Genomic DNA, 14,148 nt, shown 5'->3' with positions numbered 1-14,148 from the left:
TTAATGTACCTCGTATGGCCGTCGCCCGAGGCACAAAGAGGGCGCATTTTATACACGATCATAGAGGTAAGATCAAGCGTTAGATTAATTAATCCAGCCTCGTTCCGCGAAGGAAACTATCTCTCGATCACCAACAACCATATGGTCCAGTAAGGATACGTCTATGGTTGCTAACGCATTTTTTAATCGCTCAGTTATTCGTCTGTCAGCCTGACTGGGCTCGGCAATACCAGACGGATGATTGTGACACACTATGACGGCAGCAGCCTTTTTTTCCAGCACTAAGCTCACCACTTCACGTGGATACACCGAAGCTGAATCTATTGTTCCGCGGAATAATTCGACGAATTGAATCACTCTATGCTGGCTATCCAGCAGCAAAATTGCGAACACTTCATAGGAGCGGTCAGCTAATTGTCTCATTAAATAATCCCGAGTTAAATCGGGATTTGTCAAAACCTGACCTCTCTGCAGGTTTTCTTGTGCCACACGCCTCGCTAATTCAGCCGCGGCTTGAAGCTGGGCGTATTTTACAGGTCCCACGCCCGGAAGTCGACACACCTGATGCTTTGGTGCGCAAAGTAAGCTTCTTAATCCACCAAATTCTTGAATGAGTGAGCGTGCAAGGTCGACCGCATTCAAACCGCTCAGCCCATTTCGCAGCAAAACGGCCAACAATTCTGCATCTGAAAGATGGGCAGCGCCTTTGACTAATAACTTATCTCGCGGCCCTTCTCCCTCTGGCCAATCCTTAATCGCCATGTGACCTCCTGTCGTTTTCTATTTTTACTTTAGAGAGTATGGACGAGATTTTTTGAACTTGGACAGTCACGCCAATTCATCGCTTTGTGGTATGGTTGGCGACATTATTTCAATCTCGGATGATGTCTGTGAGCCTGATAACGAAAAACGTCCTACTGGGTATTGGTGGCGGCATTGCGGCCTACAAAAGTGCGGATTTAGTGCGCCGCTTAAAAGAACGCGGCTTTGATGTGCGAGTGGTGATGAGCCAGAGCGCCATGGAATTTATTACCCCACTCACACTGCAAGCCTTGTCTGGCCATCCAGTATCATCAAGCTTACTCGACCCCGCCGCCGAAGCGGCAATGGGTCATATCGAGCTCGCGCGCTGGGCGGATTTAGTGATTATCGCCCCTGCAACGGCGAATCTTCTCGCCCGCATCAATGCTGGCATGGCGGATGAGCTTATCACCACCACTTGCCTTGCGACCGAAGCCCCGATAGCCCTGTGCCCCGCGATGAATCAGCAGATGTATCGCAATGCCGCTACCCAAGCCAATTTAGCGAGTTTACAAGGCCGAGGTTATACCCTGTGGGGCCCCGCCAGCGGCAGCCAAGCCTGTGGCGAAGTCGGCCCTGGTCGTATGCTCGAACCGCTCGAAATTGCCGAACTTGCCAGTCGCTTTTTTGCAACAAAAGATGTCTATGCTGAACAGGAAACGCAGCCCCTAGCGGGCCAGTCAGTGCTCATTACCGCAGGGCCAACACGTGAAGCCATCGATCCGGTGCGTTATATCTCTAATCACAGCTCAGGCAAGATGGGATTCGCCTTAGCGAAAGCCGCAGCAGACATGGGCGCCGCTGTGACCTTGGTCGCAGGACCCGTAAATTTAGCCACGCCTGAAGGGGTGACGCGCATCAATGTCGAATCGGCGCAAAACATGCTCGACGCCGTGATGGATAATGTTGATAAAAAAGATATTTTTATCGGCTGCGCGGCGGTTGCCGACTATCGCGTCAGCGATATTGCGGACTGTAAGATCAAAAAGTCCGCCGAAGAAATGCAACTTGCGCTGGTGAGGAATCCTGATATCTTAGCGACGGTTGCAAGCTTGGCAAACCGTCCTTTTGTGGTGGGATTTGCCGCCGAAACCCATGATGTAGAAGCCTACGCCCGCGATAAACTCAAACGCAAAAATTTGAATATGATCGCCGCAAACGATGTATCCGTTGCTGGTCTTGGCTTTAATGCCGATGCCAATGCCCTGCGTGTATTCTGGCCGCAGGGTAGTCAAGATTTGCCAGCTACCGATAAGCTCACGTTGGCTCGGCAATTACTTTCGTTGATAGTGAAAGAAAAAACAAAATAAATGAAAACACCGATTGAATTAAAGATCCTCGACTCCCGCATTGGTTCCGAATTTCCCCTGCCAGCCTACGCAACACCTGGTAGCGCAGGCATGGATCTTCGCGCCATGATAGATACCACAATGACGATAGCCCCAGGTGAGACTCAGTTAATCCCGACTGGCATCGCCATCCACGTGGCAGACCCAGGCCTTGCCGCCGTGATCCTGCCCCGTTCAGGCCTTGGCCATAAGCACGGTATCGTCCTTGGAAATCTGGTTGGGCTAATCGATTCAGATTACCAAGGCCCTTTGATGGTCTCTTGCTGGAACCGCAGCGATACCCCATTCACTTTAGAAATTGGTGATCGTCTCGCACAACTGGTATTTGTCCCTGTGGTGCAAGCGCAATTCAAACTCGTTGATGAGTTCGACAGCTCAGACCGTGGTGAAGGTGGATTTGGCCATTCTGGCACTAAATAACCTGAATCGTTATTGAGCGAAGGATACTGCAATGGCTGTAAGCCCAAAAATTAATCGTCGTGAACACATACTGCAATGCCTAGCGCAAATGCTAGAAACCAGCCCAGGACAACGTATTACCACCGCTAAACTCGCCTCAGAAGTCGGTGTATCGGAAGCGGCACTCTATCGCCACTTCCCGAGTAAAGCGCGGATGTTTGAAGGGTTAATTGAGTTTATTGAAGAATCATTACTCTCCCGCATCAACATCATCATGGATGATGAAAAAGACACCATGAGACGTTGTCAACTAGTGCTGCAACTGCTGTTGATTTTTGCCGAGCGCAACCCTGGTATCTCTCGGGTACTCAATGGCGATGCACTCTTAGGTGAAAATGAACGTCTACGCAGTCGTATCAGCACCCTATTTGCCAAAATTGAGACCCAACTTAAGCAAATCCTGCGGGAAAAAACCCTGCGTGAAGGTAAAGGCTTTAATTTAGATGAGGCTATTTTAGCTAATTTGCTGTTAGCTTTCGCTGAAGGACGAATTGCTCAATTTGTCCGCAGTGAGTTTAAACTCAAACCAACACAGCACTTCGATGAACAGTGGCGCTTTATTCAGCATCAGCTGTTACAAAGCTAATGATTTTTCAATATAAAGGACGGTAATCACCGTCCTTTATATTATCCCCTACTCCTTGTATCAGTATTTCTTTTGCTTTAATCTCGAATAAACATTTTTAAAACAAAAATCACAACAATATTACAAGGATGTCAGATGAAATCTTTGCCATTTGCTGCATTGGCCGTAATTTGCTTGCCTATTATGCCTTTCAGTACATTAGCGGCCGAAACCTCGGCGACAAATACCCTGTCACAATCCCAATTATTCAGTCGCGGCAATGAGTACGCTGATGTGAAAATATCACCTACTGGTAAGTACTTGAGCGCAATTACCAGTGTCGAGGGTAAAAATGTACTTATAGTATTAGATGCTCAAACCAAAAAACTGCTTAATGCAATTCGCTTCCCGAGCAACGCACAGGTAGGCACCTATGAATGGGCCAATAGCGAGCGCATTGTACTGGCAAAAGAATACCTTAAAGGCTGGAGCGATGTGCCCCAATACTACGGTGAATTAATGGCGGTCAACGCCGATGGCTCTCGCCCTAAATATCTATTTGGATATAACAGCGGCGAGCAACAAACAGGATCGAATCTCAAGAAAAATACTCCTATAAGTGCTACCGCCTTTATTCTCGATCCCATGCCTGATGACGAGCGTTATATGTTAGTCAATGCGATCCCATGGGGTGGTGCCCCCAACTTTACTGAAACACTTCAGGATGTTTACCGCGTTGACTTATTTAGCGGGGTTCGTAAACGTATAACAGGCTCCCCCATTGGCCGAGCACGCTTTATGACAGACCATGAGGGTGAAGTCCGCTTTGTGGCAGGGGAAGATGGCAAAAACATTACTAAAGTCTTTTACCGCAAAGATGGCGAATGGGTAAACACCGACAAACTCAACCTAGGCTTAAGTGATTTTACGCCTATCTCCTTCGCCGATAATAAAAATAGCATTTATGCCGCTGGCCGCGTGGGTAATGAAACCTTAGGTGTCTATCGCATCAATCTCGAAACAGGCGATAAAGCGGAAATCATTCAAGATGAGGTCGTTGATCCGAGCAACTTCTGGATCAATGGCACTAACAAACAGCTCTATGCCGTTGAGTTTGAAAATGGCTATCCGAGCTATGCCTTTGTCGATAACAACGATAACCATGCCAAACTGCTTAAGGATTTACTCGCGGCCCTGCCGGGGCATCAAGTGCAAATCGTCAGCGAAACCCGTAATGGCGAACAATTGGTGGTGATTGCATTTAACGATCGCAATCCCGGTGATTACTATTTGTTTGATACGAAAAAACTCAAGCTAGAGTATCTGGCCGCCGCCCGTAAGTGGCTCGACCCCGAAAAAATGGCTGAGGTTAAACCTATTAGTTTCACTAACCGTGATGGCCAGAAAATCCATGGCTACTTAACCTTACCCAATGGAAAAGAAGCCAAAAATTTACCTCTGGTCGTCAATCCCCATGGTGGCCCCCATGGCGTTCGTGACTGGTGGGGGTTTGACTCACAAAACCAACTACTTGCTCAAAATGGTATGGCGGTGTTGCAGGTAAACTTCCGTGGCTCAGGGGGTTATGGCGAGCGTTTCGAGCAAGCTGGCTATCAAAAATGGGGCTCGGATGTTCAGCACGATATTATCGATGCAACTCAATATGTGATTGACCAAGGCTTTGCCGATAAGGAACGGGTGTGTATCGCAGGCGGTAGCTTTGGCGGTTATAGCGCCTTGCAAAGTGCGGTATTAGCACCCGATATGTTTAAATGTGCGGTTGGGTTTGCTGGTGTGTATGATCTGGAGTTGATGTTTGATGAAGGTGACGTCGCCAGAACACGTTCAGGCACAAGCTATCTTAAGGACGTACTTGGCCAAGACAAAGCCACCCTAAAAGCCATGTCCCCCTCTGAAAACGTTGCTAAATTAAAAGCAAACCTCTTACTGGTGCACGGTGGTGACGATGAGCGAGCGCCGATTGAACAACTCGAATCACTCGAAAAAGCCCTCGAAGCCCATAATTACCCTTACCAAAAACTGGTGATGGATAACGAAGGCCATGGTTTTTATAACGATGAGCATAGAGCCAAATATTACGATCAGATGCTGAGCTTCTTAAAAACCAACTTAAAACTTTAGTACTCACTAAAATAACTAGGGCGTGTTGACGTTTCGAGATTAAATTTTGTTCGTTCTGGCAAGCACGTGCTCGCGAAACGAGGAATGATGTGTAGTTATTCTACTCAAATGACGAGCGGCTCTTATGACAGAAAATAAGAGCAAGGGCTTGCCAGACGAACCCTTCGGGCAGCATTTGGCTGGCTTTTCTGCCGCGTTATCGTCCGTTTATGTAGAATAACTGCACAGCACGGACTTTGTCTTGCATAAAAGCCAGCCACATTGCTGCAAAAATAATCCTGAAACGTCAACACGCCCTATTATCTTCATCAAGATAATGATGTTTTAACGCCCCGAGGAGCCGATAATCGATAAGGACTATCGACTTTTTCATCTTCAGCGTGAGCGTTTTTTGGTATGAATTATCCGCAATTCGCGCTATTCTGCCCCACCTTATTCTTGTCCAAGTGACAACGAATCGATTTGTACCCTAGTGCGCCTGATTGCTGATACACAGCGACCAGTGCTAGGTTTTCAGTGATAGCCGCTACAAAAGTAGTGGAGGATAAAAATGGCATTAAGTGAAGCAGCAGTAAAAGTACAGGCCGCCCTGCAAGAGCGCGGACTTGAAACCCCCATGCTCCCCAGTGTGTTTACTCCTGAAGAGCGTAAGGACAAGATTGAACACCATATGAAGGAAATCCTGACATTAATGTCGCTGGATCTTTCCGACGACAGTCTTGCCGATACCCCACGCCGCATCGCCAAAATGTATGTCGACGAAATATTCTCCGGTCTAGATTATGAGAACTTTCCAAAGATCACTGTGATTGATAACAAAATGGGCTTTGATGAAATGGTGCGAGTGCAGGATATTAGCCTGACCAGTACCTGTGAGCATCACCTTGTCACTATTGATGGCACGGCAACCATTGCATATCTTCCACGTAAAAAAATTATTGGTTTATCAAAGATTAACCGCATTGTACGTTTCTTTGCCCAACGTCCTCAGGTACAAGAGCGTTTGACTCAGCAAGTGTTAGTCGCGCTGCAGACCTTGCTCGAAACTAAAGATGTTGCGGTTAAAATGGATGCGGTACATTACTGCGTAAAATCCCGCGGCGTAATGGACTCCACCAGCTCCACCACGACCACCGCCTTAGGGGGGATTTTTAAATCTAACCCCGCCACCCGTGCCGAGTTTTTAAATCAATCCAAATAAGCTGTTAGATTTAATCAGGGCATAAAAAAACGCTGCCATTCTTATTGAATTGCAGCGTTTTGGTTTTAGGTGTTTATAACAAACTTAAGTCTTGCTTAAGCCTCGATACCATATTGCTCACGGTACTGGCTCACCGCCGCCAACTGCACTTCCATACCCGGTTTTTCTGACAGGTAGCTGATCAGATCAGCCAGTTTGATAATCGCCACAATACCGCAGCCAAAATCACGCTCAACCTCTTGGATGGCCGACAGTTCACCCTTGCCCTTCTCTTGTCTATCCAGCGCAATTAATACGCCCGCGAGCTGCGCTTGATGAGCTTCGATGATTTCCATCGATTCACGGATCGCCGTCCCCGCAGTGATCACATCATCCACCAGCATCACCCGACCTTTAAGCTCGCTACCGACTAAGCTACCGCCCTCACCGTGATCTTTTTTCTCTTTACGGTTAAAGCAGTAGGGAATATCGATATCGTGGTGTTCGCACAAGGCCACTGCAGTTGTGGTCGCAATCGGAATACCTTTGTAGGCAGGACCAAACAACAGATCATACTCTATGCCTGAATCCACTAACGCCGCCGCATAAAAACGCCCTAAGCGCGCAAGGTCTCGTCCAGTATTGAATAAACCCGCATTAAAGAAATAAGGACTGATTCGGCCCGATTTAAGGGTAAACTCACCGAATCGCAGTACCTGACGCTCTAGGGCAAATTCAATAAACTCACGTTGATAGGCTTTCACAATCTCTCCTTACGACTTTAACGTTCTATTTTTATTGGGTTATAGCAATATTGATTTAATAAAAAGCCCCATAACGGGGCTTCTTATCAACAACAATTAATTCAATGCGGCTTTCTGCACATCGACGATTTCACGAATACTGTTCTTCGCCAATCCGAGTAGCTCAATCAATTCTTCATGGCTAAACGGCTCACCTTCGGCCGTACCTTGAATTTCAATAATCTTACCGGTTTCCGTCATAACTACGTTCATATCGGTTTCGGCCGCGCTGTCTTCCACATATTCAAGATCGCTGATCGCTTCACCGTTGTAGATACCTACGCTGACCGCAGCAATCAAAAACTTCAGTGGGTTAGACTTGATAATGCCCTTACCACGGGCCCAGTTCAGAGCATCCACAAGAGCCACACAGGCACCTGTGATAGATGCGGTGCGAGTACCGCCATCGGCTTGGATCACATCACAATCAATAACGATAGTGTTTTCACCAAGGGCTTTCATATCGACGCAAGCACGCAGTGCACGGCCAATCAGACGCTGGATCTCTTGAGTACGACCAGATTGCTTGCCGCGAGCCGCTTCACGGTCCATACGGCTGTGGGTTGAACGTGGCAACATACCGTATTCTGCCGTCACCCAGCCTTGTCCCTGACCTTTAAGGAAACGTGGCACACCCTCAGTAAAACTGGCGGTACAAAGTACTTTGGTTTCGCCAAACTCCACTAACACAGAACCTTCGGCGTGGGCCGTAAACTGGCGAGTGATAGTGATGGGACGTGTTTGTGCTGGCGTTCTGTTACTTGGACGCATGCGAGATTCCTGTATTCTGAGTCATTGACCGATTTTGGCTGCATATTATAGGGATTTGTGCCTGAGGATGCCATGCCTAGGGCCATTCTCTGGCAAACTCCGCCATTTACAACACCAGCTTTCCCTTCGCAGTATACTGTATGCCTTTAATCCTAAAGCCATTGACTCTATAATCGCCTATCAATATGACGATTCAACCATCAGGACAATCCCATGATCCAAAGCATGACAGCCTACGCTCGCATCGAGCACAAAGCACAATGGGGCACCGCCTCTTGGGAAATTCGCTCAGTTAACCAACGTTATCTCGAAACTTATCTGCGCTTACCCGAACAATTTCGCAGTTTCGAGCCAGTGCTGCGCGACCGCCTGCGTAAACGTTTAAGCCGCGGTAAAGTCGAGGTCAATTTACGCTACGAGTTAGCCGACAATAGCAATAACGAACTTAAATTAAATCAAGGATTAGCTAAACAGCTGCTCGACGCGGCCAGTTGGCTAAGGCAAGAAGCCGGCCAAGGCGAAGTGAGCCTGACTGACATTCTACGCTGGCCAGGTGTGCTCTCAAGCTCAGAGCAAGATATGGATGCCATTGGCGCCGAGTTACTAACGGCTTTCGATTTAGCAATAGACCAGTTTATCGAAGCCCGTGGCCGCGAAGGTGCAGCGATTAAAGAAATGTTGTTAAGCCGTTTAGAAGGCGTCGAAGAGCAAATCGCTATCGTGCGTGAGCATATGCCTAAAGTGATGGAATATCAACGCGATAAACTCACCAATCGCCTCGCGGAAATCAAAGGTGAACTCGACCCAGCCCGCATAGAGCAGGAGATGATCCTGTTAGCGCAAAAGCAAGATGTGGCCGAAGAGATGGACAGACTCGAAGCCCATGTCACCGAAGCGCGCCGCATCCTCAAAAAAGGCGGCAGCGAAGGCCGTCGCTTAGATTTTATGATGCAGGAATTTAACCGCGAATCTAACACCCTCGCCTCAAAATCCATCAGCACCGAAATCACCGCTGCAGCAGTAGAACTTAAAGTTTTAATAGAGCAAATGCGCGAACAGATCCAAAACATCGAATAGTTTTCCCACCCGTCCAAGAATGTCTTAAAAGCCCTATTATTTTCTTGTAAATACAGGGCTTTTTTATTTTCCCCATCCAAATCGGTTTGCAGATGTCTGTTATCAGTTGTTGTTTAAATGGTGGCAGGGTTGATGAGTCGCTAGGTGTGTTCACTCAAGGCGTCCCCATGCCACCAAAAATGCCCAAGGGGGAAGTGTCAAAAGCCATTGCACAATGGCAACGCCTTGTTTAACGAGCTGGCATTCGCAAAGAAGAAAGCTATTGAGGGGTTGTTTTATACTCGACTAGAACACCACAATACTTTCATGCGCATAGAGGTGTGAAATTAGCCTGACACAGAATTATGAACAGCCTCGTACACGCGTTTTAATGAACGGGGAAATGCAGCGGTCAGTGGTCTACGCTAAGTTACTTTAAAGGTAACAATCTGAAGACCTAAAGGTGGCATACAACCTTCCACCCAATCACCCAATCACCCAATCACCCAATCACCCAATCACCCAATCATCCAATCATCCAATCACCGCTGAACAATATTTTTTGCCAACAATGATTGACCTGTCTATAACTTCATAGTTTATCGTCAATAGCGTTCAGGTCTGTTTGAGCCAGCCGCGCCATTATTAAAAAAGAACGGAAAGGACGTTTTATCTGTGTATCGCATTTCTGAGTTAGCTGACAAAGTCGGGCTATCACGTTCAACCTTGCTCTACTACGAGAAGCAAGGCTTATTACGTGGCTCTCGCCAAACCAACGGCTATCGACTTTATTCCGATAAAGATGTTCAGCAGTTGCACTTGTTGCAACAACTACAATCGGGCGGCTTAACACTTAAGGAATGTAAATCCTTTTTGGACAGCAAGGTGCAGCGCGCGGTACTTGAAAAGCGCTTGCAGCAGTTGGACGAAGATATCGCTCAAAAGCAGCAAGCTCGCGAGTTACTCGTCGCCCTGCTGGGTCAGGGTTCGCTTCGTCTTTGGCATCAACAGACCGATAAATTAGCGCCAGAAGCCTATCTGGATTGGTTAAAACAGCAAGGTTTTAATGAACAACAAGCCCTGCATTTGAAATGGTTATCAAAAGATATGAACGAACACGATCAATACATGGCCGACTTCATGATGGTATTCCAAACTCTAGAACGATGGGGGCCGGGCTGTGATGCCGATTCGCTAAAGGCGCTATTAACGCTGCCAACAATACCCTCCAAGATCATTGATATTGGCTGCGGCAAAGGCTTTTCAACCCGGTTATTGGCAAAGCACACCCTAGCCGAGATTGTGGCAGTGGATAACGAGCAAAGTGCGCTGGATGAACTCGGTGAACGCCTCACTGAGCAGGGGTTAGATACCCGCGTTACCTTAAGCTGCGCCAGCATGACGGATCTGCCTTTTACACCTGAAAGTTTTGATTGTATCTGGTCAGAAGGCTCAGCTTACATAATGGGTATTGAACAAGCATTAACCCAGTGGCGTAAACTACTGACTAATCGTGGCTATATGGTCGTCAGTGATTTGATCTGGTTAACCGATAACCCAAGTCAAGAGGCAGTCGCATTCTGGGAAGGTGAATACCCAGATATGCAAACCATCGAAAAACGCTTAAGCCAAATGCGCCAAGCAGGCTTTGAAGTGATTGATCATTTCACCTTAAGGGAACAAGCATGGCACGATTACTATCAACCACTCAAAGCGCGAGTGGCAGAAGTGAAAGCAAGCATGCCAAAATCAAACGCCATCGCAGATATCGAGCGAGAAATTGCGATTTATGAGCGCTACTTAGGCGAGTTTGGGTACCGCATGTTTGTGCTACGCAAAGGGGCGTAACGGAACGCCCTATAAAAGTAGACTTTTGAGACGATTTAACAGTGCTTTCCGGCTATCATTCGCCACAACAAAGCGCTTAAAACGTTGTTCAAACACCGCTTCATCCGCTTTGAACTGATAGGCCTCAAACAGCTGATGCAAATAGCGTGATGCCGCATCATAACCACTGGCGCAAGTTCGATCCGCTTGCTCTTGTGATTGCTGCCAGTAGTACTCGCGCTGATTGTAGATATCCGTCAACGCTTTTTCTTTTTCCGCTTTTTCGGTGGCTAATTTTTTTGCGAGCGCTGCGGCTTGCTCTTGCTGTAATTGGCTTTGCGCTTGCTCGATGAAAGGGGAAATTACCTCGGGGGTTAACCAGTATTGATAGATCTCGTCTGTGTTGGCAGGTTCTTTTCGCGTCAGCGCTAAGGCTTGGTGACGGGTTAGCTGGCCTTGCTCAAACAACGTGCGTAATAGCGTGTCTTTCTCTGCTTCAGAGAGATTATGGAGCCACGCATCAAACGTAAGCTGAGTTTGTTTGGCTTGATGGCTGGGTTGTGCGTTCAGCGCCATGGCGAGTGCCTTAACCAATGCTAAGGGAATATCATACAGCGCAGCAAACGCCTGCTCCTCTTCACTGAGGTGCTCAAAATCGAATTGAATTAACGGCACTCGCTCAATGTCATCATTAAAATCAAACGCTTTGAGCCACATAAAGTACACAAGGCGCCAATCCCCTTGCATTAACCCGCTGCGTAAAGCAGCTAAATGCTGGAAAAAGTCGTCAGCCTGTTCATCGTCAAAATAGTCGTCATACTCCTCAAGGGAAAAAATCAGCAACTGCCACTCATCGTTTTCTTGAACATGAAGCCCATCGCTTGAAAAGCCAAGTAACGCATCAGGAAGCGTTCCTGCTGGTAGCTTGATGTAGGCATCGATTGAGCCCCAATCGGCATAGTAAAAACCGATATCAAAGTATTTTAACATCAGCTTAAAAGGCTCTGCCTTTAGATCACTGTAGGTGTAATACACCTGAAAGGATGTAGCACTGATCTCGGCACGGCTTGAAATGGCTCGGAGTGCTTCGCGTGCTTTAGCGTCTAAATACCCATCTAGACGCTCGAATTTATAGTATTGATATTCGCTCACGATGACTTCTTATGCATTAATAGTGAATTAAATAAATTGTTTTAATTTCATTGGAAAAGTACGGCATTTATCACTTCATTCATCTTTACATCGATGTGTTAATCAAATTATCACAATAGTATGAACTGAATCAGGTGCTAGGAGACAAATGTCCTCTGGCATTCGTTCTTCCCTCCCTATAATCCACGCTATGACTTCGTAACACGGTGCTTGAGCCTCTGGTTTTGGCTGCAAAGTGGCACCGTTTTCTCTCAGGAGCTAGCAAATGAACATACTCGTGCTAAACGGGCACCCCAACTTAACCCAGTCTGTTGCCAATGCCAGCATACTTGCCCTAGAGGCTGAGCAACTGGGCTGGCATATCAATTCAGTGGCTCAGTTTGATGGCGATATCGCCTCGGAGCAGCAACAGTTGCTTGATGCCGATGTAATAGTGGTGCAATTCCCGCTCTATTGGAGCACCTATCCCGCCGTGCTCAAACATTGGATTGATGAGGTATTTACCTATGGTTTTGCCTTTGGCCCCAATGGTAGCCAGCTCCAAGGTAAACCTGTCTTATTTTCTATCACTGCGGGGGCGACTGAGGACTCTTACAGCGAGACAGGCTTTAACTTTTTACCCTTTAACGCATACCAGCAAGCTTACGAACACCCATTTCGCGCAGCCGCTGTCGATATTATCGATACCATTATTAGCTTTGAGATGAACTCCACTGCCGCTGAAGGTGGCAATAAATCCAACACTCTTTCCCTTGCAAAGGCCCACGCAGATCGTGTAATTGCAGCCGTTAATTCATATAAGGACCACTCAGTATGATCCAGTCCATCCTTGGCATTTTAGTGCTCTTAGGCGTTGGTTTGTTGTGTTCTGATAACCGCCGTTTGATCAGCTGGCGCGCTGTTATCGGTGCATTTGGCATTATTATCGCGCTCGCATTTTTTGTGCTGGCAACCGAGATTGGTGCCGATGTGCTACTAGCGGTATCAAATACCGTAGGCAAAGTCTTTGGTTATGGTACTGAAGGGATTAAATTTGCCTTTGGCAGCTTAGTCAATTTCAGTGTTGAAGGCATTGGTTTTGTCTGGGCGTTACAGGTTTTACCGCAAATCATCTTTACTGCCGCACTCACCTCTTTACTGTACTACATGGGCATTATGCAGTGGTTTGTGTTAATCATTGGCGGCAGCTTGCAAAAGGTGCTCGGCACGTCACGGGCGGAGTCAATGAATGCGGCGGGCAATATTATTCTCGGCCAAACCGAGGCACCGTTACTGATCAAGCCCTATCACCGCGTTCTCACCCGCGCGCAAATTTTTGCGGTCATGGTCGGTGGATTGTCTTCGATTGCAGGCTCCATTTTAGCGGGCCTTGCGGGGATGGGCGTTGCGCTTAATTATCTGATTATGGCCTGCTTTATGTCTGCCCCTGCGGGGTTGATGTTCGCTAAGTTGCTTATCCCTGAAACCGAGCCAACCGTTAACGAAGTGCCCGAATTACCCGATGATGAAAAGCCCAGCAGCTTTATTGATGCCATAGCCAAAGGTGCCATTGCAGGTATGGGAATCGCTGCCATCGTCGGCGCAGTCATTATTGCCTGCATTGGCCTCATGGCTTTGTTGAACGGCGGATTGGGGACAATTGGTGAACTGTTTGGCATGCCAAGCTTAACCGTAGATATGATCCTCGGCACCTTGTTTGCGCCAGTAGCATGGTTGATTGGTATTCCATGGGCTGAAGCAAGTACAGCTGGCGCTTTCCTTGGGCAAAAAATTGCCATGAATGAATTTGTTGCCTTCGCCAATATGGGCAATGTGGAACTGTCTGCACGTAGTAATGCCATTATGACCATTGCCCTTTGTGGTTTTGCCAATATCGGCTCAGTGGCCATGGTGTGTGGCGCCCTGAGTAAAATGATCCCACAACGTGCAGGGCTGATTGGCCAGCTCGGAATGAAAGTACTGCTAGCGGCAACGTTAGCAAACTTAATGAATGCTGCAATTGTCAGTTTGTTTATCTAAGTTTCCCTTCGCGGTAGCCCGTTA

At 47.4% G+C, this 14,148-nt stretch carries 13 protein-coding genes; 9 read left to right on the top strand and 4 right to left on the bottom strand.

Annotated elements, in window-relative coordinates; translation table 11 throughout:
- Positions 1-84: 84 nt before the first annotated feature.
- The gene (gene radC, locus EYR25_RS20355) at positions 85-762 is read right to left on the bottom strand and encodes a RadC family protein (RefSeq protein WP_011624322.1); all 678 of its coding nucleotides are present in this window, start codon (positions 760-762) and stop codon (positions 85-87) included.
- 119 nt (positions 763-881) lie between these two features.
- Between radC and coaBC the strand changes: the two genes are divergently transcribed.
- From coaBC to folE, 5 genes are all read left to right on the top strand, one after another.
- Complete coding sequence (gene coaBC / locus EYR25_RS20350; RefSeq protein WP_023265765.1) at positions 882-2,111, top strand: bifunctional phosphopantothenoylcysteine decarboxylase/phosphopantothenate--cysteine ligase CoaBC; 1,230 nt, start codon at positions 882-884, stop codon at positions 2,109-2,111.
- Positions 2,112-2,570 carry a dUTP diphosphatase gene (gene dut, locus EYR25_RS20345; protein WP_011624324.1) on the top strand — a complete coding sequence of 153 codons (459 nt, stop codon included), beginning with the start codon at positions 2,112-2,114 and terminating at the stop codon, positions 2,568-2,570.
- A 31-nt stretch (positions 2,571-2,601) separates the two neighbouring features.
- Complete coding sequence (gene slmA / locus EYR25_RS20340; protein ID WP_011624325.1) at positions 2,602-3,195, top strand: nucleoid occlusion factor SlmA; 594 nt, start codon at positions 2,602-2,604, stop codon at positions 3,193-3,195.
- Between the two features lie 135 nt (positions 3,196-3,330).
- Entirely contained in the window at positions 3,331-5,316 is a 1,986-nt protein-coding gene (locus tag EYR25_RS20335; protein ID WP_133182539.1) for an alpha/beta hydrolase family protein, read from the top strand.
- Positions 5,317-5,866: 550 nt separating this feature from the next.
- Positions 5,867-6,517 carry a GTP cyclohydrolase I FolE gene (gene folE, locus EYR25_RS20330; RefSeq protein WP_023266392.1) on the top strand — a complete coding sequence of 217 codons (651 nt, stop codon included), beginning with the start codon at positions 5,867-5,869 and terminating at the stop codon, positions 6,515-6,517.
- Between the two features lie 95 nt (positions 6,518-6,612).
- Here the strand turns inward: folE and pyrE are convergent, their stop codons facing one another.
- Positions 6,613-7,260, bottom strand: coding sequence for an orotate phosphoribosyltransferase (gene pyrE, locus EYR25_RS20325; protein WP_133182537.1), 648 nt, complete (start codon positions 7,258-7,260; stop codon positions 6,613-6,615).
- Positions 7,261-7,356: 96 nt separating this feature from the next.
- Complete coding sequence (gene rph / locus EYR25_RS20320; protein WP_011624329.1) at positions 7,357-8,070, bottom strand: ribonuclease PH; 714 nt, start codon at positions 8,068-8,070, stop codon at positions 7,357-7,359.
- Positions 8,071-8,283: 213 nt separating this feature from the next.
- Between rph and EYR25_RS20315 the strand changes: the two genes are divergently transcribed.
- Together EYR25_RS20315 and EYR25_RS20310 are read left to right on the top strand one after the other, a co-directional pair.
- On the top strand, positions 8,284-9,147 hold the full coding sequence (locus EYR25_RS20315; protein ID WP_133182535.1) for a YicC/YloC family endoribonuclease: 864 nt from the start codon (positions 8,284-8,286) through the stop codon (positions 9,145-9,147).
- Between the two features lie 654 nt (positions 9,148-9,801).
- Positions 9,802-10,974: a MerR family transcriptional regulator gene (locus EYR25_RS20310; protein WP_133182533.1), complete on the top strand. Its 1,173-nt coding sequence runs from the start codon at positions 9,802-9,804 to the stop codon at positions 10,972-10,974.
- 9 nt (positions 10,975-10,983) lie between these two features.
- Here EYR25_RS20310 and EYR25_RS20305 read toward each other — a convergent pair whose 3' ends face one another.
- The gene (locus EYR25_RS20305; protein ID WP_133182531.1) at positions 10,984-12,105 is read right to left on the bottom strand and encodes a hypothetical protein; all 1,122 of its coding nucleotides are present in this window, start codon (positions 12,103-12,105) and stop codon (positions 10,984-10,986) included.
- 265 nt (positions 12,106-12,370) lie between these two features.
- Here EYR25_RS20305 and EYR25_RS20300 point away from each other — a divergent pair, with 265 nt between their 5' ends.
- Positions 12,371-12,922 (top strand): NAD(P)H-dependent oxidoreductase, encoded by a 552-nt coding sequence (locus EYR25_RS20300; protein ID WP_133182529.1) that lies wholly within the window; start codon positions 12,371-12,373, stop codon positions 12,920-12,922.
- Positions 12,919-14,124: a NupC/NupG family nucleoside CNT transporter gene (locus EYR25_RS20295; protein ID WP_133182527.1), complete on the top strand. Its 1,206-nt coding sequence runs from the start codon at positions 12,919-12,921 to the stop codon at positions 14,122-14,124. The genes EYR25_RS20300 and EYR25_RS20295 overlap by 4 nt, the downstream gene beginning before the upstream one ends.
- Positions 14,125-14,148: the final 24 nt, after the last annotated feature.

This window comes from Shewanella decolorationis (genome assembly GCF_004354305.1).
Lineage (GTDB): Bacteria > Pseudomonadota > Gammaproteobacteria > Enterobacterales > Shewanellaceae > Shewanella > Shewanella decolorationis.
This window is presented reverse-complemented; position numbering and strand designations above follow the sequence as displayed.

Coding starts and splice junctions, on each gene's coding strand:
- slmA (WP_011624325.1), top strand. CDS start 2,602: ATGGCTGTAAGCCCAAAAATTAATCGTCGTGAACACATACTGCAATGC.
- EYR25_RS20315 (WP_133182535.1), top strand. CDS start 8,284: ATGATCCAAAGCATGACAGCCTACGCTCGCATCGAGCACAAAGCACAA.
- dut (WP_011624324.1), top strand. CDS start 2,112: ATGAAAACACCGATTGAATTAAAGATCCTCGACTCCCGCATTGGTTCC.
- EYR25_RS20300 (WP_133182529.1), top strand. CDS start 12,371: ATGAACATACTCGTGCTAAACGGGCACCCCAACTTAACCCAGTCTGTT.
- folE (WP_023266392.1), top strand. CDS start 5,867: ATGGCATTAAGTGAAGCAGCAGTAAAAGTACAGGCCGCCCTGCAAGAG.
- coaBC (WP_023265765.1), top strand. CDS start 882: ATGATGTCTGTGAGCCTGATAACGAAAAACGTCCTACTGGGTATTGGT.
- EYR25_RS20295 (WP_133182527.1), top strand. CDS start 12,919: ATGATCCAGTCCATCCTTGGCATTTTAGTGCTCTTAGGCGTTGGTTTG.
- rph (WP_011624329.1), bottom strand. CDS start 8,070: ATGCGTCCAAGTAACAGAACGCCAGCACAAACACGTCCCATCACTATC.
- EYR25_RS20335 (WP_133182539.1), top strand. CDS start 3,331: ATGAAATCTTTGCCATTTGCTGCATTGGCCGTAATTTGCTTGCCTATT.
- radC (WP_011624322.1), bottom strand. CDS start 762: ATGGCGATTAAGGATTGGCCAGAGGGAGAAGGGCCGCGAGATAAGTTA.